The organism is Microbacterium hanjuni, assembly GCF_043556395.1.
GTDB lineage: Bacteria > Actinomycetota > Actinomycetes > Actinomycetales > Microbacteriaceae > Microbacterium.
Genome location: NZ_JBIGIK010000001.1, coordinates 1,109,542 through 1,133,766, shown reverse-complemented (window position 1 = coordinate 1,133,766; position 24,225 = coordinate 1,109,542). Strand labels below are relative to the sequence as shown.

23 protein-coding genes are annotated in these 24,225 nt (G+C 70.7%); 13 read left to right on the top strand and 10 right to left on the bottom strand.

Going from position 1 to position 24,225, the window contains the following annotated elements; all coding sequences use genetic code 11:
- Window positions 1-11: 11 nt before the first annotated feature.
- The 3 genes from ACFXP5_RS05675 to ACFXP5_RS05665 form a co-directional block, all read right to left on the bottom strand.
- The gene (locus ACFXP5_RS05675) at window positions 12-593 is read right to left on the bottom strand and encodes a GNAT family N-acetyltransferase (protein WP_394529273.1); all 582 of its coding nucleotides are present in this window, start codon (window positions 591-593) and stop codon (window positions 12-14) included.
- A gap of 115 nt (window positions 594-708) precedes the next feature.
- Window positions 709-2,370: a phospho-sugar mutase gene (locus tag ACFXP5_RS05670; RefSeq protein WP_394544183.1), complete on the bottom strand. Its 1,662-nt coding sequence runs from the start codon at window positions 2,368-2,370 to the stop codon at window positions 709-711.
- A 35-nt stretch (window positions 2,371-2,405) separates the two neighbouring features.
- A complete protein-coding gene (locus ACFXP5_RS05665) occupies window positions 2,406-3,239 on the bottom strand; it encodes a purine-nucleoside phosphorylase (protein ID WP_394543852.1) in 834 nt (277 codons plus the stop codon).
- Window positions 3,240-3,329: 90 nt separating this feature from the next.
- Between ACFXP5_RS05665 and ACFXP5_RS05660 the strand changes: the two genes are divergently transcribed.
- Window positions 3,330-4,781 (top strand): NAD(P)H-quinone dehydrogenase, encoded by a 1,452-nt coding sequence (locus ACFXP5_RS05660; protein ID WP_394543850.1) that lies wholly within the window; start codon window positions 3,330-3,332, stop codon window positions 4,779-4,781.
- A 455-nt stretch (window positions 4,782-5,236) separates the two neighbouring features.
- On the opposite strand, the gene ACFXP5_RS05655 is transcribed toward ACFXP5_RS05660, so the two are convergent.
- Together ACFXP5_RS05655 and ACFXP5_RS05650 are read right to left on the bottom strand one after the other, a co-directional pair.
- Window positions 5,237-6,997 carry an ATP-binding protein gene (locus tag ACFXP5_RS05655; RefSeq protein ID WP_394529270.1) on the bottom strand — a complete coding sequence of 587 codons (1,761 nt, stop codon included), beginning with the start codon at window positions 6,995-6,997 and terminating at the stop codon, window positions 5,237-5,239.
- Between the two features lie 77 nt (window positions 6,998-7,074).
- Entirely contained in the window at window positions 7,075-7,713 is a 639-nt protein-coding gene (locus ACFXP5_RS05650) for a Maf family protein (RefSeq protein WP_394543849.1), read from the bottom strand.
- Between the two features lie 70 nt (window positions 7,714-7,783).
- Here ACFXP5_RS05650 and ACFXP5_RS05645 point away from each other — a divergent pair, with 70 nt between their 5' ends.
- From ACFXP5_RS05645 to ACFXP5_RS05630, 4 genes are read left to right on the top strand one after another with little or no spacing between them, the layout of a single operon-like run.
- A complete protein-coding gene (locus ACFXP5_RS05645) occupies window positions 7,784-9,085 on the top strand; it encodes a class I SAM-dependent RNA methyltransferase (RefSeq protein ID WP_394544182.1) in 1,302 nt (433 codons plus the stop codon).
- Complete coding sequence (locus tag ACFXP5_RS05640; protein WP_394529267.1) at window positions 9,082-9,744, top strand: response regulator; 663 nt, start codon at window positions 9,082-9,084, stop codon at window positions 9,742-9,744. Before ACFXP5_RS05645 ends, ACFXP5_RS05640 begins: the two co-directional genes overlap by 4 nt.
- The gene (locus tag ACFXP5_RS05635) at window positions 9,737-10,990 is read left to right on the top strand and encodes a sensor histidine kinase (RefSeq protein WP_394529266.1); all 1,254 of its coding nucleotides are present in this window, start codon (window positions 9,737-9,739) and stop codon (window positions 10,988-10,990) included. The genes ACFXP5_RS05640 and ACFXP5_RS05635 overlap by 8 nt, the downstream gene beginning before the upstream one ends.
- Window positions 10,987-12,024, top strand: a complete 1,038-nt coding sequence (locus ACFXP5_RS05630; RefSeq protein ID WP_394529265.1) for a hypothetical protein — start codon at window positions 10,987-10,989, stop codon at window positions 12,022-12,024. The genes ACFXP5_RS05635 and ACFXP5_RS05630 overlap by 4 nt, the downstream gene beginning before the upstream one ends.
- Before the next feature lie 263 nt (window positions 12,025-12,287).
- Here ACFXP5_RS05630 and ACFXP5_RS05625 read toward each other — a convergent pair whose 3' ends face one another.
- The 3 genes from ACFXP5_RS05625 to ACFXP5_RS05615 form a co-directional block, all read right to left on the bottom strand.
- Window positions 12,288-12,557, bottom strand: coding sequence for an acyl-CoA carboxylase subunit epsilon (locus tag ACFXP5_RS05625; protein ID WP_394543848.1), 270 nt, complete (start codon window positions 12,555-12,557; stop codon window positions 12,288-12,290).
- Complete coding sequence (locus ACFXP5_RS05620; protein ID WP_394529263.1) at window positions 12,554-14,152, bottom strand: acyl-CoA carboxylase subunit beta; 1,599 nt, start codon at window positions 14,150-14,152, stop codon at window positions 12,554-12,556. The genes ACFXP5_RS05625 and ACFXP5_RS05620 overlap by 4 nt, the downstream gene beginning before the upstream one ends.
- 214 nt (window positions 14,153-14,366) lie before the next feature.
- Entirely contained in the window at window positions 14,367-15,218 is an 852-nt protein-coding gene (locus ACFXP5_RS05615) for an endonuclease domain-containing protein (RefSeq protein ID WP_394543847.1), read from the bottom strand.
- A gap of 258 nt (window positions 15,219-15,476) precedes the next feature.
- On the opposite strand from ACFXP5_RS05615, the gene ACFXP5_RS05610 reads away from it, so the two are divergent.
- The 3 genes from ACFXP5_RS05610 to ACFXP5_RS05600 all read left to right on the top strand — a co-directional run bounded on the left by ACFXP5_RS05610 (window position 15,477) and on the right by ACFXP5_RS05600 (window position 18,097).
- Window positions 15,477-16,271 (top strand): biotin--[acetyl-CoA-carboxylase] ligase, encoded by a 795-nt coding sequence (locus ACFXP5_RS05610; RefSeq protein WP_394543845.1) that lies wholly within the window; start codon window positions 15,477-15,479, stop codon window positions 16,269-16,271.
- A gap of 74 nt (window positions 16,272-16,345) precedes the next feature.
- Window positions 16,346-16,900 (top strand): PH domain-containing protein, encoded by a 555-nt coding sequence (locus ACFXP5_RS05605; RefSeq protein ID WP_394543844.1) that lies wholly within the window; start codon window positions 16,346-16,348, stop codon window positions 16,898-16,900.
- A gap of 60 nt (window positions 16,901-16,960) precedes the next feature.
- The gene (locus ACFXP5_RS05600; RefSeq protein WP_394543843.1) at window positions 16,961-18,097 is read left to right on the top strand and encodes a 5-(carboxyamino)imidazole ribonucleotide synthase; all 1,137 of its coding nucleotides are present in this window, start codon (window positions 16,961-16,963) and stop codon (window positions 18,095-18,097) included.
- A gap of 6 nt (window positions 18,098-18,103) precedes the next feature.
- Here the strand turns inward: ACFXP5_RS05600 and ACFXP5_RS05595 are convergent, their stop codons facing one another.
- Complete coding sequence (locus ACFXP5_RS05595) at window positions 18,104-18,496, bottom strand: PPOX class F420-dependent oxidoreductase (protein WP_394543841.1); 393 nt, start codon at window positions 18,494-18,496, stop codon at window positions 18,104-18,106.
- The gene (locus ACFXP5_RS05590) at window positions 18,493-19,440 is read right to left on the bottom strand and encodes an alpha/beta fold hydrolase (protein WP_394543840.1); all 948 of its coding nucleotides are present in this window, start codon (window positions 19,438-19,440) and stop codon (window positions 18,493-18,495) included. The genes ACFXP5_RS05595 and ACFXP5_RS05590 overlap by 4 nt, the downstream gene beginning before the upstream one ends.
- 172 nt (window positions 19,441-19,612) lie before the next feature.
- Here ACFXP5_RS05590 and purE point away from each other — a divergent pair, with 172 nt between their 5' ends.
- From purE to ACFXP5_RS05565, 5 genes are all read left to right on the top strand, one after another.
- Window positions 19,613-20,080, top strand: a complete 468-nt coding sequence (gene purE, locus ACFXP5_RS05585; protein ID WP_394529513.1) for a 5-(carboxyamino)imidazole ribonucleotide mutase — start codon at window positions 19,613-19,615, stop codon at window positions 20,078-20,080.
- On the top strand, window positions 20,077-21,546 hold the full coding sequence (locus ACFXP5_RS05580) for an LCP family protein (protein WP_394543838.1): 1,470 nt from the start codon (window positions 20,077-20,079) through the stop codon (window positions 21,544-21,546). Before purE ends, ACFXP5_RS05580 begins: the two co-directional genes overlap by 4 nt.
- Window positions 21,543-22,637, top strand: a complete 1,095-nt coding sequence (locus ACFXP5_RS05575) for a glycosyltransferase (protein ID WP_394543836.1) — start codon at window positions 21,543-21,545, stop codon at window positions 22,635-22,637. The genes ACFXP5_RS05580 and ACFXP5_RS05575 overlap by 4 nt, the downstream gene beginning before the upstream one ends.
- 21 nt (window positions 22,638-22,658) lie before the next feature.
- Window positions 22,659-23,597 (top strand): glycosyltransferase family 2 protein, encoded by a 939-nt coding sequence (locus ACFXP5_RS05570; protein ID WP_394543835.1) that lies wholly within the window; start codon window positions 22,659-22,661, stop codon window positions 23,595-23,597.
- Between the two features lie 315 nt (window positions 23,598-23,912).
- Window positions 23,913-24,182 (top strand): hypothetical protein, encoded by a 270-nt coding sequence (locus ACFXP5_RS05565; RefSeq protein ID WP_394543833.1) that lies wholly within the window; start codon window positions 23,913-23,915, stop codon window positions 24,180-24,182.
- Window positions 24,183-24,225: the final 43 nt, after the last annotated feature.

Here is a 24,225-nt window from a genome sequence, read left to right as displayed (position 1 = left end):
GGTCGCGGTCTTCAGTCGAGGTCGAGGCGCGCGGTGAGGCCGCGCTGCACGCTGGGCCATTCGCCCGGGAGGATCGAGTAGACCACGGTGTCGCGCAGCAGGCCGTCGGGGCCGATGCGGTGGTTGCGCAGCACCCCGTCCTGACGCGCGCCCAGCCGCTCGATCGCCGCGCGGGATTGGCGGTTGTGCCAGTGCGTGCGGAACTCGACGGCGATCACGTCGCACTCGTCGAAGGCGTGACCGAGCAGCAGCAGCTTCGCGGCACTGTTGATCGCGGTGCGCTGCACGCGCAGGGCCAGCCAGGTGTAGCCGATCTCGACGCGGCGGTTGGGCTGGTCGATCGCGCAGAACGTCGTCATGCCGACGGCCGTGCCGCCGGGGGTCACGACCGCCCAGGGGTTCATCGTGCCCGCGTCGCGCTGGGCGAGGCGGTTCGCGATCTCCTCGGGCACCGCGTCGGGCGTGGGCACCGCGGTGTACCACGCGGCCGCCAGCCCCGCGGCGGCCTCGGCGAGGTCGGCGGCGTGCTCGGGGCCGAGCGGCTCGAGGCGCACATGGGCGTTCACGAGGGTGACCGGTTCGATCAGCTGCATGTCCTCGAGCCTACGGAATGTGCTCCCCTGCCACGAAGTGCGGGTGCGACCCACCGGTTGTGACAGGGGAGCACCCACCGAGGGTGCTCCCCTGTCACGAAGTGGGCATGACAGGTCAGCGGATGCTGGCGAGCAACCCGCGCGCACCGTCGTCGAGCGCCGCGAGGCGCTGGCGCGCTTCCGGCTCCGATGCGGCGCGCACGTCGAGGTAGAGCTTGAGCTTGGGCTCGGTGCCACTCGGACGCACGATCAGGCGCGAGCCGTCGTCGAGCCAGTACCGCAGCACGTCGCCGGGGGGCAGCCCGTCGACGCCGTCGCGCAGATCGTCGGAGCGCACGATCGGGCTGTCGCCCAACCGCTCGGGCGGGTGCTCGCGCAGCGCACGCATGATCGCGCCGATCTCCTCGACCTGCGCCACGCGCACCGAGATCTGATCGCTCGCGAACGCGCCGAACAGCGAACGGAACTCGGCCATCACGTCGGCGAGGCTCTCGCCCCGACCCCGCGCCTCGGCGGCCAGCTCCAGCACGGCGAGGGCGGCGGAGATGCCGTCCTTGTCGCGCACCGTCTCGGGGTTGACCAGATAGCCGAGCGCTTCCTCGTACCCGAAGATGATGCCCGGCGCTCGCGAGATCCACTTGAATCCGGTGAGTGTCGCGTGAAAGCCCAGGCCGTAGTGCTCGGCGACGGCCTCGAGCCCGGGCGATGACACCAGGGAGCAGGCGAGGGATGCTGCGGGGTCGCGCCCGATCTCCGAGGCCCGGCGGGCGGCACGCCAGCCCAGCAGCAGGCCCACGTCGTTGCCGCTCAGCATCCGCCATCCCGCCTCGGAATCGGGGATCGCGACGGCCACCCGGTCGGCGTCGGGATCGTTGGCGATGATCAGCTCGGCGCCGGCTGCGCGGGCCGTCTCGTACGCGAGGTCGAGCGCGCCGGGCTCTTCCGGATTCGGGAACGCGACGGTCGGGAAGGCGCCGTCGGGCAGCAGTTGGGCCTCGACCGGGATCGGCGCGGGGTAGTCCGCCACGTCGAGGATCTGCGCGAGGGTTTCCCACCCGACGCCGTGCATCGCGGTGTACACCCACCGCAGGCCTGCGGCACCGGACGGGGCAGGGGCCACGGCGGCGGTCGCGGCGATGTAGGCGTCGACGACCTCTTCGCCGGCGTTCGCGTAACCGACCGAGCGGGGGAGCGCCCCGACATCACCGAGGTCGGCGATCCGCTGGATCTGCGCCGCGATCTCAGCGTCGGCGGGCGCGACGATCTGCGAACCATCATCGGCGCCGCCGAGGTAGACCTTGTAGCCGTTGTCCTCGGGCGGATTGTGACTCGCGGTCACCATCACCCCGGCGGCCGCACCGAGATGGCGCACGGCGAAAGCGAGCACGGGCGTCGGCAGCATCCGGGGCAACAGGATCGCCTCCAGACCGGCACCCGCGAAGATCTCGGCCGAGTCGCGCGCGAACACGTCGGAGTTGCGCCGGCCGTCGTAACCGATCACGACGCTCGGCTGCGCTCCGGGCTCTGCCCGCTCGACCAGGTACGCCGCGAGACCGGCGGCCGCCTGCGCGACGAGCACGCGGTTCATGCGGTTGGAGCCGGCGCCGAGCGCTCCTCTCAGGCCCGCGGTGCCGAAGGCCAGGCGCTGCGAGAAACGATCGACGAGGGATGCTGCCGCCTCGGCGTCACCGTCCTCGGCGCGCGCGATGAGGCTGCGCAACTCGTCGCGGGTCTGCCCGTCGGGGTCTTGGGCGAGCCACGCGTGGGCGCGCTCCATCAACGCCGGATCGACGGGCGTCGCGCCCGGCTCGCTCACAGCGCCTCGATGACGCGGGCGAGCAGGGCGGAGATCACGGGCTCGGCCTGCTGGCCGGCCTCGAGCACCTCCGTGTGGCTGAGGGGGGTCTTCTGGATGCCGGCGGCGAGGTTGGTGATGAGGGAGAAGCCGAGGATCTCCATGCCTGCCTGGCGCGCGGCGATCGCCTCGAGCGCCGTGGACATTCCCACGATGTGGCCGCCGATGATCTTGGCCATCTGCACCTCGGCGGGCGTCTCGTACTGCGGCCCGCGGAACTGGCAGTACACGCCTTCGTCGAGCGAGGGATCGATCGTGCGGGCGAGTTCGCGCAAGCGCGAGGAGTACAGATCGGTGAGGTCGATGAAGGTCGCGCCCTCCAGCGGAGAGGCGGAGGTCAGGTTGATGTGATCGCTGATGAGCACCGGCTGCCCGGGCTGCCACGTCTCGCGGATGCCGCCCGCGCCGTTCGTGAGGATCATCGTGCTCGCCCCGGTGGCGGCGGCGGTGCGCACGCTGTGCACGACGCGGCGGACGCCGTGGTTCTCGTAGAAGTGCGTGCGCGCTCCGATCACGAGAACGTGCTTGCCGGCGGGAGTGCGCACGCTCCGCAGCGTGCCGACGTGACCGGCGAGCGAGGGGGCGCTGAACCCGGTGACCTCGGTCGCGGGGATCGTGGCGACCGTCTCCCCGATGAGCTCGGCGGCGCGGCCCCACCCGCTGCCGAGGGTCACGGCGATGTCGTGGTGGGCGACGCCCGTGAGGCGTGCGATGTCGGCGGCGGCGACCGCGGCGACCTCGAAAGGGTCGGCCGAGGGGTCGTCGAGCGGGTTGCCGGGATTCTGGGACATGAGCCCACTCTAGGAATGGCCGCGTCGGTGCGCCAACCGGCGTGGCCGCCCGCGGTGCTCGCGCCCCGCGACACCCGCCAGAATGGACACATGTCCTCCCTCAGCTTCGAGCGCACTCAGCGCGTCGCCATCATCGGCGGCGGCCCCGGCGGTTACGAGGCGGCGCTCGCCGCCGCCCAGCTTGGAGCCGAGGTGACGCTCGTCGAACGGGCGGGCGTGGGCGGCTCGGCCGTGATGACCGACGTCGTCCCCTCCAAGACGCTCATCGCGACCGCCGATGCCGCCGTGGCCATCAAGGGCGCCAGCGCGCTCGGCGTGCAGCTGTTCGCCAAGGGGGGCGATGGAAAGCCGCTCGCGCCCGAGGTCGCGATCAACCTCGCCGCCGTCAACACCCGGCTCCTGGCGCTGGCCCGCCAGCAGTCCGACGACATGCGCACCTCGCTCGTCGACGCGGGCGTGCGCATCATCCCCGGACACGGCCGCCTCGAGGGCGACTCCGCCGTGATCGTGTCCACCGAGGCCGGCGGCACCGACTTCGATCGCGTCGAGGCCGACACCTTCGTCGTCTCGGTCGGTGCTTCGCCGCGGGAACTGCCCTCAGCGAAGCCCGACGGCATTCGCATCCTCACCTGGACGCAGCTGTACGACATGCGCACGCTCCCCAAGCACCTCATCGTCGTGGGCTCGGGCGTGACCGGCGCCGAGTTCGCCTCGGCCTACATGAACCTCGGCTCGAAGGTGACGCTCGTCTCGAGCCGCGATCAGGTGCTGCCGGGGGAGGACTCGGATGCTGCCGCCCTCCTCGAGCGGGTCTTCGAGCGCGGGGGAATGACCCTGCTGTCCAAGGCGCGCGCCGAGAGCGTGGTCAACACCGGAGACGGCGTGGTCGTGACCCTCGCCGACGGTCGGACGATCGAGGGCAGCCACTGCCTGATGGCGGTCGGGTCGGTGCCGAACACCGCGGGCATCGGTCTCGAGGAGGCCGGCGTGCAGCTGTCGTCGGCGGGCTACATCCGCGTCAACCGCGTCGCGCGCACCTCGGTGCCCAACATCTACGCCGCGGGGGACTGCACGACGTTCGTGCCCTTGGCCTCCGTCGCCTCGATGCAGGGACGCACCGCGATCTTCCACGCGCTGGGCGACGTCGTCATCCCGCTCGAGCGTCGCCGCATCACGGCGAACATCTTCACGGCGCCCGAGATCGCCACGGTCGGGTGGTCGGAGAACGACATCGCGGAGGGGCGCATCAACGGCACGGTGCGGAAGCTCCCGCTGTCCTCGAACCCGCGCGCCAAGATGCAGGGCATCAAGGACGGCTTCGTCAAGCTCATCGCCCGCGAGGGGAGCGGCACCGTGATCGGCGGCGTCATCGTCGGCCCGCGCGCCTCCGAGCTCATCTACCCGATCGCGATCGCCGTCGAGCGTCGGCTCACCGTCGACCAGCTCTCCCGCGTCTTCGCGGTCTACCCCTCGCTGTCGGCGAGCATCACCGACGCCGCCCGCGCGATGCACTACGTGGACCGCAACGACCTCGACGTCTGAGCGCGCGCTGCTTCGCAGCATCCGCTCCGCCCCGTCCGTCCAGAACGTACGCACTCGTCGAATCAGCACGCTGTCCGCGCCCCGGAACGTGCGGGCTCGACGAGAACGCACGTGCTGGGCGCCCGTGGCTGGGCGGGCCCCGGCGAGCTGCTTCGCAGCATCCGCCCCGCCCCGTCCGTCCAGAACGTACGTAATCGTCGAGTCCGCACGCTGTCCGCGCCCCGGAACGTGCGGGCTCGACGAGAACGCACGTACTGGGCGCCTGTGGCTTGGCCAGCCCCCGGCGGGACCCAGCGCGGGCCCCGGCGAGCCTCAGCGCGGGACGCCGCGGGTACCGAACGCAGGATGGATGCTCCGCCGCGGCCTCGATACGCCGGCGAACGGGCGGCTAGAAAGCGTTCAGCCTGAGTTCGGTACGCGAAAGCGAGCCGACCCGGCCATGCTGAGCCCCCGGTTCAGCTGATGGTGAGCAGGGCGTGGCCCGAGGAGACGGTGGTGCCGGGCGCGCCGTCGATCGCGCCGACGACGCCGTCCTTGTGGGCCTGGATGGGCTGCTCCATCTTCATCGCCTCGAGAACGACGACCAGATCGCCCTTGACGACCAACTGACCCTCGGTGACGGCGACCTTGACGATCGTGGCCTGCATGGGCGCCTTGACGGTGTCGCCGGAGGCGACGGCGACGGATGCTGCGTGCGAACGCCGCGACGGGGGAGCCACCGCGGTGCGCCCGCCCGCGGGGGCGGAGGCGATGCGATCGGGCAGGCTCACCTCGATCCGCTTGCCGCCCACCTCCACGACGACGGTGTGACGCGACGCCTCGGCGCCGGGCGCCCCCTGCTCGCCGTCCCACGCGGGGATGTCGTTGACGAACTCGGTCTCGATCCAGCGCGTGAACACTCCGAACCGACCGTCCTCGGCGGTGAAGGCGGGGTCTCGCACCACCTTGCGGTGGAACGGCAGCACGGTCGGAAGGCCCGCGACCTCGAACTCGTCGAGGGCGCGGCGGGCGCGGGCGAGAGCTTCTGCCCGATCGCGGCCGGTGACGATGATCTTGCCGAGCAGGGAGTCGAACGCTCCACTTACGCTGTCGCCGGCGGTCACGCCCGAGTCGAGCCGGATGCCGGGGCCGCCGAAGGTCTTGAACACGTGGATGGGTCCGGGCTGCGGCAGGAAGCCGCGTCCGGGGTCTTCGCCGTTGATGCGGAACTCGATCGAGTGGCCGATCGGGGCGGGGTCGCCGTAGCCGATCTCCTCGCCCTCGGCGATGCGGAACTGCTCGCGCACGAGGTCGATGCCCGTGACCTCTTCGGAGACGGGATGCTCCACCTGGAGGCGCGTGTTGACCTCGAGGAAGGAGATCGTGCCGTCGGCGCCGATGAGGAACTCGCACGTTCCAGCACCGACGTAGCCGACCTCGCGCAGGATCGCCTTCGAGGCGGAGTAGAGGATGTCGTTCTGCTCGGGGGTGAGGAAGGGCGCGGGCGCCTCCTCGACGAGCTTCTGGTGTCGGCGCTGCAGCGAGCAGTCGCGTGTCGAGATGACCACGACGTTGCCCGCAGCATCCGCCAGACACTGCGTCTCGACGTGGCGCGGCTTGTCGAGGTACTTCTCCACGAAGCACTCCCCGCGCCCGAACGCCGCGATCGCCTCACGCGTGGCGGATTCGAACATCTCGGGGATCTCGTCGACCGTGCGCGCGACCTTGAGCCCTCGACCGCCGCCGCCGTACGCGGCCTTGATCGCGATGGGCAGGCCGAACTCCGCCGCGAAGGCGACGACCTCGTCGGCCGTTTCGACGGGCCCGGGGGTGCCGGGCGCCAACGGTGCGCCCACCTTCTCGGCCACGTGGCGGGCGGTGACCTTGTCGCCGAGCGACTCGATGGCGTCGGGGGAGGGACCGATCCACGTCAGACCCGCGGCGATCACCTGGCGGGCGAACTCGGCGTTCTCGGCCAGGAAGCCGTATCCGGGGTGCACGGCGTCGGCACCGGAGCGGCGGGCGATCGAGAGGATCTTCTCGATCGACAGGTACGTGTCAGCGCTGGTGGCGCCGTCCAGCGCGTAGGCCTCGTCGGCGAGGCGGGCGTGCAGGGCGTCGCGGTCCTGGTCGGCGTAGACGGCGACCGAGGTCTTCCCGGCGTCGCGCGCGGCGCGGATGACGCGAACGGCGATCTCGCCTCGGTTGGCGATGAGCACCTTGGCGATGTGAGGCATGAACGCCAGCCTATCGACCGGCTTGGCTGGGTTTTTGACGCCGCTCCACAAGAAATCGGCGAAAAGGTGTCGGGCGTCTACGAACGGTTCCAGAGCTCGATCCACCCGACGCCGACCTGAGCGACGAGTCGGCGGAGGGCGGACAGCGACATTCCCACCACGGTGGAGGGGTCGCCGTCCACTTCGTCGATGAATGCGCCCGCCAGCCCGTCGACGGTGAAGGCCCCCGCGACGTGCAGGGGTTCACCGGTCGCGACGTAGGCGGAGATCTCGTCGTCGGTGATGTCGGCGGCGAAGGTGACGGATGCTTCCGAGTGCGCGAACGCCTCGGACGGCAGGGAGCCGGGCTGCACGCGGATCACACTCAGGCCCGAGTGCAGCACCCCGGTCGTTCCGCGCATCCGGTTCCACCGCTCGATCGCGGCCTCGGCGGTGTACGGCTTGCCGTAGATCTCTCCACCCAGAGCGAACATCGAATCGCCGCCGATCACGACGCCGTCGAAGTCCGGATCCAGGCGCCCCGCCACGTCGGCGGCCTTACGCCGGGCGAGCAGCAGCACGTGTTCGGGCGCAGGCAGGCGGCGGCCCTCGGCGGCTTCCACCTCGGCGACGACCGCGTCCTCGTCGACCGCGGGCGCCAGGGTCTCCGGCTCGATCCCCGCTTGGCGCAGGAGCGCGAGACGGGCGGGCGAGGTGGAGGCGAGGCAGACGCGCATGGCTCCCACCGTAGGGCAGCGCGAACGCCGCGCGGGCGGGCCTCGTCGGCCGGCGTGGGAGGCTGGAGTCATGGATGCGGGAGAGATCGTCGACCTCGAGATCACGGGTGTGGCGCACGGCGGCGTGTTCGTCGCCCGACACGAGGGGCGCGTCGTCTTCGTGCCGGATGCGATCGTGGGTGAGCGGGTGCGCGCCCGACTGACCGATACGCGCAAGTCGTCGTTCTGGCGGGCAGAGACGCTGGAAGTATTGGATGCTTCGCCCGACCGTCGTGCGCACGTCTGGGCGGCCGCCGACATCGACGTCGCCCCCGAGCGGCGCGCGGGCGGCGCGGACTTCGGCCACATCGCGCTGCCGCGCCAGCGAGAGCTCAAACTCGACGTGTTCCGGGACGCGCTGCAGCGCATCGGGAAGTTCGACGACCTCGCGGTCACGATGCAGGAGCCCTCGCCGGGCAGCGACGTGGACGGCACGCCGGCCGCCGAGTCGAGCGACGGCACGGGCTGGCGCACCCGCGTGAGCCTGCACGTCGACGACGCGGGCACGGTGGGCCCGTTCGCCGCTCGCAGCCACACCGTCATCCCCGTCGACGACCTTCCGCTCGCCACTGCCGCGGTCGAGCGCGCCGCGGCGGCGCTGCACGGGGGTGCGGCGGGTCGGATCGACCTCGTGCAGCCCGCCGACGGTCGCGTGCGCGTGATCGCCCGCCCCGACAGCGCCGGGCGCACACCGCCCGCCGCCGAGACCGTGATCGAGCGGGTCGGTGACCGCGAGTTCCGTGTCGACGCCGGTGGGTTCTGGCAGGTGCACCGCCTCGCCGCCCACACCCTGACGCAGCTCGTGACCGAAGAATTGCGGGCGGCGGGTGTGCCGATCGACGCGGATGCCTCCCACCTCGACCTCTACGGCGGGGTCGGGCTGTTCGCTGCGACGCTCGCCGAACTCGGCGGGCCCGCCACCCGGGTCACCTCGATCGAATCCGATCCGCGCGCGACCGAGCACGCGGGGGAGAACCTCGCCGAATGGGTCGGCGCTCGCGCAGAAACGGCCCGGGTCGACCGATACGTCGCTCGCCTGGCGGCGGAAGCATCCGATCGAGAACGGGAGCGGCTGTCGCGCGGCGTCGTGCTGCTCGATCCGCCTCGGGCAGGCGCGGGTCGCGAGGTGGTGGAGAAGATCGCCGCCCTCGCCCCGAACGCCGTGGTCTACGTCGCCTGCGATCCGGTGGCACTCGCCCGCGACCTCCGCACCTTCGCCGACCTCGGCTATGCCGCGCGACGGGGCATCCGAGCCGTCGATCTGTTCCCGAACTCGCATCACGTCGAGGCGGTCACGGTGCTGGAGCGCGACCCCGATACCATGACGGCATGACCCGCGTCGCACTCATCGACGACCACGAGTCGGTGCGTCTCGGCCTGGAAGCCGCGTGCGCGGCCGAGGACTCGACCGCTGTCGTGTTCTCCGGCAGCAATGTGAACGAATATCTGGTGTGGCGGGGGTCGTCCAACCGTTCGCCCGCCGACGTCGTGGTGCTCGATCTGACCCTCGGTGACGGCACCACCGTCTCCGAGAACGTGCAGCGATTGGTCGGCGACGGCTCGAGCGTGCTCATCCACAGCGTGGCCGACCGCCCGGCCGCTGTGCGCGAGGCGCTGTCGGCCGGCGCAGCCGGGATCGTCAGCAAGGCGTCTCCCATCAACGAGGTCCTCGGCGCCGTGCGCACGGTGGCGAGCGGCGAACTGCTGAACAACGTCGAGTGGGCGAGCGCCGTGGAGGGCGACCGAGCCTTCGCCAACGCGCAGCTGTCGGTGCGCGAGCGCGAGGTGCTGCGGCTGTACGCCGCCGGTCTGCCGCTCAAGGTCGTCGCCGAGCGCCTCGGCGTGGCGTATTCGACCGCGAAGGAGAACATCACCCGCGTCCGCGTGAAGTACGTGGAGGTCGGCCGCCCCGCTCCGACGAAGATCGACCTCCGCCTCCGGGCCATGGAGGACGGCATCCTCGGTGCTACCGATGAGAATCCCCATGGCTGATACCGGCGCGTCCGTGCTCGATGAAGCGTGGGGACGCATCCCGCACACGCGGGAGACAACGGACGGCTTCGGCTCATTCACGCGCACGCGCATCGAACGCGTCATCACCCTGCTCGTCGGGCCGGGCTCGGTCGTGATCGGCGGTCAGGCGTTCTTCGCGGCCTTCGGCCCCGGCGAGGAGCGCCCGGGCTGGCACGTGCCCCTGGTGCTGGCGGTGTTCATTCCTCTTGTCGCGATGATCGTCGCTTGCGTCGTCGGTCGCTTCGCGCGGGTCTTCAGCGGGATCTTCGCCGTCACCTACGTCGGGGCGCTCGCGATCTGGCCGCTCGCCACGATGGGTTCGCCGGCGTCGCCCACCGAGCAGCCGTGGATCTTCTACCTGATCAACGTTGCGACGGTGGCCGCGGTCGTCGCCTTCCCTCTCGGTCTGCAGGTCGTCTGGACGATCGGCACGCCTCTGCTGTTCGGCTTCTCCCGCCTGGTGCAGGCGGGCTTCGCCTCCGAGTTCTGGGTGCCCCTGGGCCTCGACGTCTCGTTCACGATCATCCTCGGATCGGTCGTCGTCGTGCTGGGGTGGACCTACCGCACCGTGGCGACCAACGTCGATGAGACCCGCGCACGCGCGGTGACCAGTTATGCGGATGCTGCGGCCGCCGCCGCGACCGAACGCGAGCGCGTCGCTGTGGCCGCCCTGATGCACGACAGCGTGCTCGGTGCCCTCCTCGCCGCGGAACGTGCACGTACGCCTCGGGAGCGCACCCTGGCGGTCAGCATGGCGCGCGAGGCGCTCATGCGTCTCGCTAACGCGGAGAAGGATCCGTGGGAGGGCAGCGACGAGCCCGTCGACGCGACGCATCTCGCCGACGACATCGAGGTGTCCGCCCGCGAACTCGGTGTGGACCTCACCGTCCGCCGCACGCTCGACCCTGACACCCCACGGGTGCCCGGGCGCGTCGCCCGCGCTCTCGTCCTCGCCGCGATGCAGGCCGTCGCCAACGCGGTGCAGCACGCCGACGCCTCGGGGCTGGCGGTCGAACTGCGCGGAAACGGCGAGCCCGCCGGAGTCACCGTGCGCGTCCGCGACGCCGGCCACGGCTTCGAGATGGAACGCATCCCCGACGACCGCTTGGGCATCCGCGGCTCGATCCTCGCGCGCGTCGCCGCGGTCGGCGGCCGCACCGACATCGAATCGGGCCCGCACGGCACGGTCGTCACCCTCGAGTGGGAGAGCGGTGACCGCTGGTGACCGTTCGCGGGATCGTCTCCTCGATCGCCCTCGCCTTCACCGCCTACCTCGCTGCCCGCGGGCTGCTGCTGAGCAGCGACCAGCTCGACCATCCCTGGCTGTTCTACCTGGCACTGCCGCTCTATCTGCTGGTGACCTGGGCCCTGATCTTCCTCGGATCGCGCCCGCAACGCGGGGTGCGGGCCCCGGTCGGTGCGGTACCGCGCACGGTGCTGCCCCTGTGGGCGGCTGTCGCGGCCCTCGCCGTCGCCGTGGTCGTGCCGAACGCGGTCATGTACGCGGTGTTCCCGAGTGCCCGCGCCGAACCGTTCGCCACGTGGGTGATCGGAGGTATCGGTGCGCTCATGACGATCGTCATGGTGCGTCGCCGACCGATCGTCGCCTGGGCCGGCATCGCGCTGATGTCGCTCTCGGTGATGGCGTGGCTCGGTCCGCTCGCGGCCCTGAGCCTGGGCCTGCCCGGCTCCCTGGTGTGGGTCGCCGCCGCGCAGCTGCTGATGTTCGCCCTCGACCGCGCCGCACGCGACACCGCTCGTCTCGCCGAACTGCAGCAGGCGGCCTCCGCGTGGCAGGCCTCGCAGGCGGGCCGGCAGCGCGAGCGGCGCGTGCAGGTGCAGCGGGCGCTGCAGGCGGCAGGACCCATCCTCGGCCGCACGATCGAGACCGGTGGCAATCTCCGCCCCGACGAGCGTCTGGAGGCGCGCCTGGCCGAGGGACGCCTGCGTGATGAACTGCGCGGCCGACGGCTGCTCGACGACGGCGTGCGCGCCCAGCTCGAGGCCGTCCGCCGCCGCGGCATCGCGGTGACAATGTTCGACGAGGGCGGCCTGGACGGCATCGACGACGACGCCCTCACCTCTGTCCGCGCCGAACTCGCCGAAACCCTGCGCGACGCGTCCTCGACGCGGCTGATCATCCGCACCTCGCCGCACGAGCAGATCGCGGTCACCGTGGTGGGCCGCTCGGGCGATGGCGAGAGCCTGTCCGACGAGGACAGCGTCGATCTCTGGCGCGAGATCCGCCGACCGGACTGAGCCGGCCCCCTCCTCTCCCACCATCCCGGTAGGGGGAGGGGGTCCGGGACGGTGGGAGAAGGAGAGGCGAGGGGCGGCGAAAACGCACGCCCCTCGCCCGGCGAACGGTTACCCGAAAACCGCCCGCGGGACCGAACCTGGCTCAGAGAGCAGGTCGGCCGAACGCGTAGATACGCGTTCCAGCTCCTCCAGTATGCGAGAGTCGCAAGGGCCCGTCTGTAGGTATTTCGGGGGACATTTCTGGACCCCGGCCAACAGCCGGATCAGCCGCTGAAGCCGCCCCAGCCGCGCTCGCGCGCGAGGGGCTGGCGAAGCCCTCGGGCAGTCACGTCCCACCGCGATCGAACGGGGGCGATCTCGGCGCAGTCCGCGGGGGATTCCTCGAGATAGGCCTCCCCGACGACGGCGATCAGGGCGGCGAGTTCCGCGGCCGTGGGATCGCCGCGGAGCACCTCGACGGAGGGCGCGGGGACAGCGTCGTTCATCGCAGCGTCATCGAACGCAGCGTCATCGATCGCAGTGTTATGGATCACAGCGGGATGTTCCCGTGCTTCTTGGCGGGCATACTGGCGCGCTTGCCGCGGAGGGCGCGCAGCGCCTTCGCGATCGACACGCGCGTCTGCGCCGGCTCGATGATGCCGTCGAGCTCGCCGCGTTCGGCGGCCAGGAACGGCGAGGCCACGTTGTAGGTGTATTCGTTCGCGAGGCGGGTGCGCACCGCGGCGACGTCTTCGCCGGCCGCCTCCGCCCGCTTGATCTCACCGCGGTAGAGGATGTTCACGGCGCCCTGGCCGCCCATCACCGCGATCTCGGCCGTCGGCCACGCGAGGTTGACGTCGGCGCCCAGCTGCTTGGAGCCCATCACGATGTAGGCGCCGCCGTAGGCCTTGCGCAGGATCACGGTCACGAGCGGCACGGTTGCCTCGGCGTAGGCGTAGAGCAGCTTCGCGCCGCGGCGGATGACGCCGGTCCACTCCTGGTCGGTTCCGGGCAGGTAGCCGGGCACGTCGACGAGGGTGACGATCGGCACGGAGAACGCGTCGCAGAAGCGCACGAACCGGCTCGCCTTCTCGCCCGCGTCGATGTTGAGCGTGCCCGCCATCTGCGAGGGCTGGTTGGCGATGATGCCGACGGTGCGGCCCTCGATGCGTCCGAAGCCGATCACGATGTTCGGGGCGAACAGCGGCTGCACCTCGAGGAACTCGCCGTTGTCGACCAGTCCGGAGATCACCTCATGGATGTCGTACGGCTGGTTCGGCGAGTCGGGGATCACGAGGTTGAGCGAGCGATCAGCATCCGTCGTCTCGAACTCGAAACCGCTCTCGTAGACGGGAGCTTCCGCCATGTTGTTGTCGGGCAGATAACCGAGCAGGGTGCGCGCGTAATCGATCGCGTCGTCCTCGTCTTCGGCGAGGTAGTGCGCGACGCCGGAGCGGGTGTTGTGCGTGTAGGCGCCGCCGAGTTCTTCCATGCCGACGTCCTCGCCGGTGACGGTCTTGATCACGTCGGGGCCGGTGACGAACATCTGGCTGGTCTTGTCGACCATGATCACGAAGTCGGTGAGGGCAGGCGAGTACACCGCGCCGCCGGCAGCCGGGCCCATGATGAGGGAGATCTGCGGGATGACGCCCGAGGCCGCGGTGTTGAGGCGGAAGATCTCGCCGTACTTGCCGAGCGCGATCACGCCCTCCTGGATGCGCGCGCCCCCGGAGTCGAGGATGCCGATGATGGGGATGCCGCTGCGCAGCGCCAGTTCCTGGACCTTGATGATCTTGTTGCCGGCCGCTTCGCCGAGCGAGCCGCCGAAGGTGGAGAAGTCCTGCGCGTAGACGGCGACCGTGCGGCCGTGGATGGTGCCGGTGCCCGTGACGACGGAGTCGCCGAAGGGCCGGGACTTGTCCATGCCGAACGCGGTTGTGCGGTGGCGCACGTACTCGTCGAGCTCGACGAAGCTGCCGGGGTCGACGAGCATCTCGATGCGCTCACGCGCGGTGAGCTTGTGCTTCGCGTGCTGTTTGGCTTGCGCGGCCGCCTCGGCGTCGACCACGGCCTCCTGGTACCTCGCGCGAAGGTCGGCGATCTTGCCGGCGGTGGTCGAGTGGTCGGGCTGCTCTGTCACGGGTTCCACCCTATCGGCGGGCTCCGCCGGGCCCTTGGAGGGTCGGCACAATCGCGCGCCGGATCCCCTGTGGCAGCCCTCCACCTCCCCGCCCTCGGGAGGGCCGGGCTCCCGGTGAGAGGAGGAGTTTCGGCTGAGAGGAGGAGGTTTCCCGGCGAGAGTTCCTCCGCTCAGCCGATTCTCCTCGCGGGCGCAGAAAAGGGCGGGGGCGGATGCTGCGATCTCAAGCGCGAGGGGCGAGGTGCAGCCCCTGGGCCATCGCCCGCAGGATCTCCGCCTCGACCCGCGGCCATTCATTGATCACCTGGTGGTAGTCGTAGCGCAGCACGGTGTATCCGGCGAGACGAAGCGAGCGGTCGTGACCGATGTCGGATCGCCGCTGGCGGGCGTCCGAGTGGTGCTCGAACCCGTCGATCTGCAGCACGAGGCGCGCGCCGACTAGTCCGTCCACCGGGCGGCCTCCGATCACGACCTGCTGCAGCACACGGACGCCGATGCGGCCGAGGCGTCGTACCGCGAGCGACTCGAGACCCGAGTCCGAAGAGCGTCCGGCTTCCTCGCACAGACGGCGCGCTGTGTCTCCCCGCCAAGCGATCGCCTCCAGTGTGGGGCGGTCGACGAGCCCCTTGTTGAGGGCCGACTCCCAGACGGAGAGCGCGTCCTCGAAGACCATGCATGTTGCTGACAGCGCCAGGATGTTCTCGATCGCGTCAACCAAGTTCCGCGCCGGGCGGGTGACCACCCCGCGGGAGTAGTGCCGATGTGTGCCGTCCGTTGCGACCGAGGAGTGCGGGGGCAGTGCGAGGTGTATCGCGGTGCTCGTTCCCGGGCGCCACAGGTTCAGTGCCGCGGCACCGGACCCGCAGGTGAGGCATCCGCCCAGCTGCGCTGCGGCGATGTAGTCCGCGGGCGCATCGGCGGCAACGATCCATTGCCGGCGAAGCAGCAGCAATCCTTCGTTCTTCGCCGCTCGGCGAACAGCATCCGCACGCCACCCGCGCTCGAGCAGGTCATCGCGATGGAGATAGATCCCCCCGCGAAGCAGCGGTCGAAGCCCCGGTTTCCTGATGGCCATGGCCCAGCATCCGATGTCCGTCCTCGGCGTGGTGGCCGTCGGTGAAGGTCTGCGTGGTCCAGGATCGTCTGACCCGCTGGGGAGGAGACGTTTCAGCCCTGCCGACAGGAGGAGCCTCGGGCGAGCAGAGGACTGGCCCGAGCAGTTTCTCCTCCAGCCGGCCGAAAGTCCTCCGGAAGGAGGTATGAAACGACCGGTGCCGGAGCGTGGGTGTCAAGAGTGGATGCTGGGCCGCAGGCCCCGCGTAATGTTTCGGGCATGCCGATCCGCGCCGAAGGGTATCCGCTCACCGCCGCAGTCAGCCCTCGACTGCAGGTGGTGGAGACGACCGATTCCACGAATGCCGACGTGGTGGCCGCAGCATCCGCCGACCTCGACGGCTGGCCGCATCTGTCGACCCTCGTCACTACCGACCAGCGGGCCGGACGCGGGCGCCTCGACCGCGCGTGGACCGCCCCTCCCGGCACGGCGCTGGCCATCTCGGTGCTGGTGCGCGTCGGGGCCCTGCCCATCGCCGCGCGCGGGTGGATCCCGCTGATCGCGGGCGCCGCCATGACCCGCGCGGTCGCCGCGCAGCTGCTCGGCACGGGCAACACCGCCGGCCTCAAGTGGCCCAACGACGTGCTCGTCGACGGGGCCAAGATCTGCGGCATCCTGGCCGAAGCCCTGCCCGGTACCTTCGACGCGGTCGTGATCGGCGCCGGCGTCAACACCCGCATGACCCCCGCCGACCTGCCGGTCACCACCGCGACGTCGTTCGCAGCGCTCGGCCTGGAATGCGATGACGACCGACTGATGGCGTCGTACCTGACCGCCCTCGACGAGCAGCTGACCGCCCTGATCGCTGCGGGAGGGGATGCTGCCGCCTCCGGCGTGCTCGGCGAGGTCGAGGCGCTGTGCCTCACGCTCAGCAGCGAGGTCTCGGTCTCGCTCCCCGACGGCTCGACCCTGGTCGGCCACGCCCAGCGCATCGACGGCGACGGGCGCCTCGTCGTGATCTCGGGCGATGTCGAGGTCGCCGTCGCCGCGGGCGACGTGACGCACGTGCGCTGAAACCGCAGGTCATCGCGCGACACGCCCGGGCGCCAGAGCGCCCCGAAGACCTCCGTCGGCATCAGAATAAGAGCGTGACCCAGCCGAGTACCGTGGGTGGGCGCCCGCTCATGCCGGCGCCCGGCGCGCCGACGCCCGAGTTGCGGGTGGCGCGGTTCCGGCCCCGGGCATCGCGGCTGTTCCTCTCGGCCCTCGTGCTGATCGCCGTGGCCGGAGCGACGGGGTTCTTATACAGCAACCTGCCCGAGCCGTTCGCCGATTGGATGCTGCTCACCGCCGCCGGGGTGATCGTGCTGCTGCTGGTGGTGCTGCCTTACATCAGCTGGCTCGCTCACACCTACACGATCACCACGCGCCGCGTCATCGCGCGCGAAGGCGCGTTCGGCTCGCGTCGCCGCGAGCTCACCCACGTTCGCGGCTATACCGTGCAGGTGCGCCGTGGCGTCTTCCAGCGGATCGCGGGAGGCGGCACCCTGGTGCTGTCGAACGGGATGGACGCGGCTCTGCGCCTCCGACGCGTGCCCAATGTCGACCTCGTGTACGAAGTGCTCGTCGACCAGGTCGAGGTCAACCAGATCCTGGCGCACCGCGACGCGCAGTCCCTCCCGATCGGCTCCGCTCCCGCCTGAGTTCCCGTCTGTGATCATCGCGCGCGGTTGCGCGATGATGGAGGGGTCGAAAGGGGTGGCATGGCGCTGCGAGTCGGAGTTATCGGGGGCGGACAACTGGCGCGGATGATGATCGCGCCCGCCGTTGAGCTCGGTGTCGAACTGCGCGTGCTCGCCGAGGAGCCCGGCATGGCCGCGGCGCTCGCCGCCACCGCCGTGGGCGACTACCACGACGTCGACACGGTGCTCGCCTTCGCCCGTGACGTCGACGTCATCACCTTCGACCACGAGCACGTGCCGCAGCACGTCCTGACGGCACTGGAGCAGGACGGCGCGGCGGTGCGGCCCGGATCCGCGGCGCTCGCCGTCGCGCAGGACAAACTCGTCCTGCGCGCGCGCATGGCCGAGCTCAGGGTGCCGCAGCCGGAGTGGGCGGCGGTCTCCGACGCCACCGAACTGCAGCGCTTCATCGACGAGCACGGCGGCCGGGCGGTCGTGAAGACCCCCCGCGGCGGGTACGACGGCAAGGGTGTGCGCGTCGTGACCGCGGCGACCGAAGCCGCCGACTGGTTCACCGCTCTGAACGAAGACGCCCGGGGCGGCATGCTGCTGGTGGAAGAACTGGTGCAGTTCCGCCGGGAACTCGCCCAGCAGGTGGCGCGCCGCCCTTCCGGGGAGACGCGCGTGTACCCGCTGGCGGAGACCGTGCAGCGCGGAGGCGTCTGCGCCGAAGCGATCGCGCCGGCGCCGGGCGCCACCGAGCAGTTGGTCCGCGCCGCCGCCGACCTCGGGGTCCTGATCGCCGAGGCGCTGGGGGTGACCGGGATGCTGGCGGTCGAGCTGTTCGAGACCGGAGACGGTCGCATCCTCGTCAACGAGCTGGCCATGCGGCCGCACAACAGCGGTCACTGGAGCCAGGACGGCGCCGTCACGGGTCAGTTCGAGCAGCACCTGCGCGCGGTGCTCGACCTCCCCCTCGGTGACACCGCGGCCACGCAGCCGTGGGCGGCGATGGTGAACATCCTCGGCGGTCCGACCGAAGGATCGATGGACGCGCGGATCGGCCCCGCCATGGCGGGGCACCCGCACGCGAAGATCCACACCTACGGCAAGGCTCCGCGACCGGGCCGCAAGGTGGGGCACGTCAACGTAGCCGGGGACGACCTCGACGACGTCGTGTACGAAGCTCGAGCGGCAGCATCCGTCTTCCTCGACTGAGCCTGCTCAGCCTTCGCCGCTGACCTTGTCGGCCGAGATGGTGAGGATGATGCGCTGCTGGTCGCGTCCGCCGTACCAGGGGTAGGGACGGCCGGTGTACTTCTGCGAGAGGGCGTCGATGTTCTCGGCACCGCCCTCGGTGGTCATCGAGATCACGCGGCCGCGCACCTGGATGTAGCGGAACGGGTTCGCCGGATCCTGGATCGCGAGGGCGACACGGGGGTCGCGCTCGACGTTGCGCACCTTCACGAAGCCGACGACCGTGTTGATGATGACGTTCTCGCCGTCGGTGCCCACCCAGGTCTCGGTCACCTGCGGCGAGCCGTCGGGCATGATCGTCGAGAGGAAGCAGGGGCTCGGCTTGTTCAGCAGGTCGAGCAGCGCATCGGGAAGCGTCACGGGGTCTCCTCAGGGGTGTGACTCCCAGTCTCGCCGCTCGGATGCTGCTCGGTCGCGTCGGCGAGCATGTCGCGCACGATGTTCACCACGCGATCGGCGTGACGCATGTGGATGTTGTGGAAGCGGTCGCCCGAAAGCTCATGCGTCGCCCGCGGGTACCGCGCCGCGACGGCATCGTGGAGACGGATCCAGCCGCGACCGTACGTGCCGCTCGTGACGAGGGCGACGGGCAGGTCGCCGAGCGATGCGCCGTCGGCCGCGAACTCACGTGCGGCTGCCGTCGCGCCGGGCAGAACGGCCCGCATCTCGGCGACCGCCTCGCCGACGAACAGCGCGTGCACCGCCCGCTGCCAGTCGCGGCGCGCGGCGGGACCGAGCTGCCGCCAGAACGGCCCGCGCCCCGGGTAGTAGGGCAGCACGTTGCCGCTGACCAGGCGACCGAACACCGCGCCAGGAAGGAGTCGGCGCACCAGCGCGATGCTGCCGACGTAGAGGCGATACCCGGGGCGGCGGAGCACGTCGAGCTGGAGCGTCTCGGGGGTCGCGTCCAGTAGCACAAGGCCGGCGACGCGCTGGGGATGCCGGGCGGCGTGGACGCGGGCCAGCAGCGCGCCGAAGGAGTGGCCCACGAGAAGCACGCGGCTGTCGGGCGCGGTCGCGGCCAGCACCGCGTCGAGTTCGGCCAGGAAACCTTCGAGGGTGCGCGGCGGACCCGGTTCGCTCGCGCCGATCCCCGCCCGCTCGTAAGCGAGCACCCGCGACTGCCGCGAGAGCAGGGTCTGCACGGGCAGCCAGGAGCGCACGGTGTCGCCGGCGCCGGTGAGCAGCACGATGACCGGTTCGCCGGCGGTCGAGGCCCCGACGTCGAACACCTCCACGCGCCGACCGCCCACCGTGACGAGCGCGGGGGTGAGCGGGGAGAACGGGGCGTGTGCGGAGTCCATCGCGTCGCAGTCTACGAAGAGCGGATGCTGCGCCGCCGCGGCCGGCGCTCCTCCGGAACGGCCCGGGCCAGGGCGGGCCGCGTCATTGCGGCGATCTTGCAGAGTTGCCGCCTAGCCTGGGGGCGTGACCCGACCGCTTCACTCTTCCGACGCGCCCGTGGTCGGCGTCGTCATGGGCTCCGACTCCGACTGGCGCGTCATGGCCGACGCTTCCCAGGCGCTCACCGACTTCGGTATCGCTCACGAGGTCGAGGTGGTGTCGGCTCACCGCACCCCCGACAAGCTCATCCGCTACGGTCGCGAGGCCCGCGCGCGGGGCCTGCGCGTGATCATCGCGGGCGCCGGCGGCGCCGCGCACCTGCCCGGGATGCTCGCATCCGTCACCGCCCTTCCCGTCATCGGGGTGCCCGTGCAGTTGGCCACCCTCGACGGCCTCGACTCGCTGCTGAGCATCGTGCAGATGCCCGCCGGCATCCCCGTCGCGACCGTCTCGATCAACGGCGCACGCAATGCCGGCTTACTGGCCGCCCGCATCCTCGGTTCCGCGGACGCCGACCTCGCCGACCGGGTCGAAGCCTTCGCCCGTGACCTCGAGGGTCAGGTCGAGGAGAAGAACCGTCGTCTGAAGGACTCCCTGTGAGCGTGATCTCGGCGCCGCGCCACCACCGGCCCGTGCAGCCCCGCCTCATCGAGACGCGCCCGCTGCGCAACCCCGATCTCGCCTCGGCGAACATGATGACGCGGCGCGGCTGGTGGCTCGTCGCCCTCAACTTCCTGTTGCCCGGGTCGGCGCAGGTGCTCGCCGGCAGCCGCAAGCTCGGCCGCTTCGGTCTGGGCGCGACCGTCTTCCTCTGGGCGTTGCTCATCCTCGCTGGGCTCTGCGCGCTGCTCTGGCCGGCCGGGGCGTTCTCGATCGTTGCCGGACTGTGGATCCCCGCGCCGCTGTCGCTGCTTCGCCCGGTGCCGTTACTCCTCATCCAGGCCCTCTTCATCGCCTATGCCGTGCTCTGGATCGTGCTGACGATCGACACCCTGCGCCTCGTGAAGCTCGTCAAGGCGAAGCCGCTGTCGCGGATCGGCATCCCTGTGCTCGCCCTCGTGCTCGTCGCGGTCTCCTCCTCCGCCGCCGCCTACGGGGCCCAGGTGACGGGGTCCACGCGCGAGGCACTGAGCTCCATCTTCGGATCGTCGGCGGAGGTCGTGCCACCGTCCGACGGGTACTACAACATCCTGCTCTTGGGCGCGGACAGCGGCGAGGGCCGCGACTCGATGCGGTTCGACAGCATCTCGGTCGTCTCCGTCAACGCCGATACCGGCGCCACCACGATCACCGGTATCCCGCGCGATCTCGGACATTTCCCCTTCTCCGAGGGGCCGATGAAGACGCTCTATCCCGACGTCCACACCGGCAAGTCCGACCCGAACTGCGGTTGGGGGAGCGGCATCAACCAGCTGCGCACCGAGGTCGAGGTGTGCCGCGATGGCGATTCGCTGTACCCCGACGCCCGCGACAACAACTCCGAGCCGGGTGTCGAGGCGACGAAGGACGCCGCCGAGGGTCTGCTCGGCATCGAGATCCCCTATTACGTCTTCATCGACATGCACGGCTTCGCTGAGATGGTCGATGCACTCGGCGGCGTCGACATCACGGTCGACGAGCGTCTGCCCGAGGGCGGCGGTCCCCGTTACAGCGGAGAATCCGCTGAAGAATGGGCCTCGGGCTGGATCGAGGCCGGACCCCAGCACATGGACGGTGACACGGCGCAGTGGTACGCGCGGTCGCGCTACACGACCAGCGATTTCGACCGCATGCGGCGACAGCGTCAGCTGCAGGAGGCGATGATCGCGCAGTTCACTCCGCAGACCGTCCTCACGCGCTACCAGGGAGTCGCCGCGGCGACGTCGAACCTCATGCAGACCGATCTGCCGCAGGGATTGCTCCCCATGCTCGCGGATCTCGCTCTGAAGGCGAAGGAGCAGCCGGTCACCACGATCGAGCTGACCCCTGACGGTGCCGGAGTCGATCAGGACAAGCCCAACGTCGCTGCCGTGCAAGAAGTCATCCGCGCTGCCCTGCACCCGCCGACGGCGGAGCCGAGCCCGTGAGTGTCGCCCTCCGCGTGGTGCTCGACCAGCTGGTCTCCCCGAGCTCGCCGGTGCTGGCCGAAGCATCCCGGCAACTGACGAACGCCCTCATCGCGACGGCGCCGACGGGGTGCGTCGTGGACGGCATCGTCCCCGCTCCCGGATTGGGGGAGACGGATGCCATCGGGCTCGCCGAGGTGCAACGGCTCGCCCTTGCGCGGCGCGAGCTGGCGGCGTCATGGCAGTTCGGCATCGCTCCCGGTATCGGGAAGGGCATGATCCACTCGCCGACGCTGCTGGCCCCGCTCGTGCGCCACGACCGCGTCAACGACACCCATCAGGTCGTCGCGACGCTCTGGGATCTGCGCGCGTGGGAGGCCCCTGACACCCTGTCGAAGCCCGACGTGTTGTGGCACCGCGCGATGCTGCGGCGCGCCGAGCGGCACGCCGACGCGATCGTGGTGCCCTCGCATGCGATGGCCGATGCCCTGGCGAAGCTCGGCAAGTTCGGCCGGCGGATCCGGGTCATCGCGGGGGCCGCGCCAGAGGGATATCGCGTGCCCGGCGACGTCGTCGGGCGGCTGAGAGCCCTCGACCTGCCCACCTCGTTCATCGCCCTGTCGGGCGGCCGCGCAGCATCCGATGGCCTTGCCGCAGGATTCCGCGCCGTCGTGGAGTCAGGGGAGAGCGCCGACGTCGTGGTGCTCGACTGCCCGGCCGGAGCCGAGCCCGCCGTGGCCGACATCGCCGCGGCCGCCGGGCTGCCCGAGGGGCGCGTGCACGCCCGCGGGGCACTCGACGCTTGGGACCGCGCCGCCGTGCTGGGGTCGGCGATGGCGTTCGTCGCCCCGTCCGAGCGGACGGACTGGCCGTGGCGGGTCGTGGAGGCGCTGACCGTCGGCATCCCAGTGGTCGCCGCCGACTCGCCCGCGCACCGCGAGGTGCTGGCCGACGCGGGGCTCATCGTGGCGCCGGCCGACTTGGGTGCCGCGGTGGCCCAAGCCGTGGGTGAGACCTCCGACCGCTTGCGGGTTCTATCCACCGACCGCGCGCAGGGCTTCTCGTGGCGCGAGGCCGCCGAGCAGGTGTGGCAGCTGCACGCCGAGCTGTAGGCCGACCCTATGCTCGAGGACATGTCTGCTCGCGTCGGTATCGTCGTCCGTACCCGCAAGCGGCCGGCGTTTCTCGCTCGTGCTCTGGCAGACATCGCCGCCCAGCGATTCGAGGACTGGCAGATCGTCGTGGTCAACGATGGTGGCGACCCGGGCGAAGTCGACCAGGTCATCGCCGAGTCGGATGCTTCCGCACAAACGACCGTGATCCACATCCCGCCGGGGGAGGGCGGGCGTTGCATCGCCGCCAACCGGGGGATCCGCGCAACGAATGCCGAGTTCGTCGTGCTGCACGATGACGACGACCGGTGGCACCCTGATTTCCTCGACGTCACCGTGGCCGCGCTCGACACCCATCCGGTGGATGCCGGCGTCGCCACCGCGACCGAGATCGTCTACGAGGTCGAGCGCGACGGCGCCTGGGTCGAGAGTGGCCGAGTGCGCTTCTGGGCCGACATGGAGCGGATTTCGCTCAGCGAAATGCTTCAGGTCAACCGCGCCGTACCGATCTCGATGCTCTACCGCCGTGCCGTACATGACGAGGTCGGCTGGTACGACGAGTCTCTCGACGCGGTCGAGGACTGGGAGTTCTACCTGCGCGTGCTGGCGAAGCATCCGATCGGCTTCATCGGCGAGCGCGTGCTGGCCTATTGGACGCAACGCCCCCAGGCGTCGGGGGCCGAAGCGAACAGCATGTTCGACCTCGCGTCCGAACACCGACGAGACGATCAGCTCGTGCGCGATCGCGCCCTGGCCGAGTGGGTCGAGCGTGAGGGGCTGGGCCTTCCGCTGTACCTCGCGGGCAGGGAAGCCCGCCTTCTCGAACGACTCGACGAGCTCGACCGCCGGCTCGATGAGCAGGATCGGGCGCTGCTCGATGGGATGCGCCACGAGATCGATGCGCACCAGCCCGTGATGTCACGCGTGCGTCGGCTGCGAGAGCGGCTCCGCCGCCGCTGAGATCGTTATGCGCGTCGGCGCGCGTTCTGGGCGTTCATACATCAAACTGTCAACATGAGGTTCAAAGTTGTGCGTCCCGGTCGCCTTCGTCTCGGGGTAGCGAGCGCCCTGTGTGCCGGTGTCTTGCTGTTGGCCGCCTGCGGGACACAGCCCGGCGGCGCTTTGGCAACGCCGAGCGCGAGCTCCTCGGCCGGTGAGCCCAGCCCGACCGCAAGCCAGTCGCCCGCATCAACGCCGACCGCGCCTGTGCCGTCGCCGAGTCCCTCGGGCAGTGCCTCGACCCCGGTCACGCCCGCAGTGGGGGAAGTCTTGGTCGTGACAGCGAACCTCTCGGGCTCCACGCTCGAAGTCACCGGCATGGTGCCTGGCGTGAGTGAGTCGAACGGCACCTGCACCCTGGAGCTGCTGGAGTCCGGAGCGTCCACCACGGTGAGCGGCACGGAGGGCAACGGCGTCACGTATTGCGGTGTCATGTCGCTCTCGGTCCCATCTGAATCCCTCACCTCGGGAAGCTTCCAGATCAGTTACCAGTCCGCGTCGACGCAAGCGCAATCCGCTGTCACCGCCCTGGGGTCCGCAGAGTGACTCCGCAACGAAGGCGGTTGCGATCCTGGATGGGTCTGCTCGC

What these genes read in the sequence shown, in the direction of transcription:
- ACFXP5_RS05675 (WP_394529273.1), bottom strand. Translation starts at nt 593, where the DNA reads ATGCAGCTGATCGAACCGGTCACCCTCGTGAACGCCCATGTGCGCCTC.
- ACFXP5_RS05670 (WP_394544183.1), bottom strand. Translation starts at nt 2,370, where the DNA reads ATGGAGCGCGCCCACGCGTGGCTCGCCCAAGACCCCGACGGGCAGACC.
- ACFXP5_RS05665 (WP_394543852.1), bottom strand. Translation starts at nt 3,239, where the DNA reads ATGTCCCAGAATCCCGGCAACCCGCTCGACGACCCCTCGGCCGACCCT.
- ACFXP5_RS05660 (WP_394543850.1), top strand. Translation starts at nt 3,330, where the DNA reads ATGTCCTCCCTCAGCTTCGAGCGCACTCAGCGCGTCGCCATCATCGGC.
- ACFXP5_RS05655 (WP_394529270.1), bottom strand. Translation starts at nt 6,997, where the DNA reads ATGCCTCACATCGCCAAGGTGCTCATCGCCAACCGAGGCGAGATCGCC.
- ACFXP5_RS05650 (WP_394543849.1), bottom strand. Translation starts at nt 7,713, where the DNA reads ATGCGCGTCTGCCTCGCCTCCACCTCGCCCGCCCGTCTCGCGCTCCTG.
- ACFXP5_RS05645 (WP_394544182.1), top strand. Translation starts at nt 7,784, where the DNA reads ATGGATGCGGGAGAGATCGTCGACCTCGAGATCACGGGTGTGGCGCAC.
- ACFXP5_RS05640 (WP_394529267.1), top strand. Translation starts at nt 9,082, where the DNA reads ATGACCCGCGTCGCACTCATCGACGACCACGAGTCGGTGCGTCTCGGC.
- ACFXP5_RS05635 (WP_394529266.1), top strand. Translation starts at nt 9,737, where the DNA reads ATGGCTGATACCGGCGCGTCCGTGCTCGATGAAGCGTGGGGACGCATC.
- ACFXP5_RS05615 (WP_394543847.1), bottom strand. Translation starts at nt 15,218, where the DNA reads ATGGCCATCAGGAAACCGGGGCTTCGACCGCTGCTTCGCGGGGGGATC.
- ACFXP5_RS05610 (WP_394543845.1), top strand. Translation starts at nt 15,477, where the DNA reads ATGCCGATCCGCGCCGAAGGGTATCCGCTCACCGCCGCAGTCAGCCCT.
- ACFXP5_RS05600 (WP_394543843.1), top strand. Translation starts at nt 16,961, where the DNA reads ATGGCGCTGCGAGTCGGAGTTATCGGGGGCGGACAACTGGCGCGGATG.
- ACFXP5_RS05590 (WP_394543840.1), bottom strand. Translation starts at nt 19,440, where the DNA reads ATGGACTCCGCACACGCCCCGTTCTCCCCGCTCACCCCCGCGCTCGTC.
- purE (WP_394529513.1), top strand. Translation starts at nt 19,613, where the DNA reads ATGGGCTCCGACTCCGACTGGCGCGTCATGGCCGACGCTTCCCAGGCG.
- ACFXP5_RS05570 (WP_394543835.1), top strand. Translation starts at nt 22,659, where the DNA reads ATGTCTGCTCGCGTCGGTATCGTCGTCCGTACCCGCAAGCGGCCGGCG.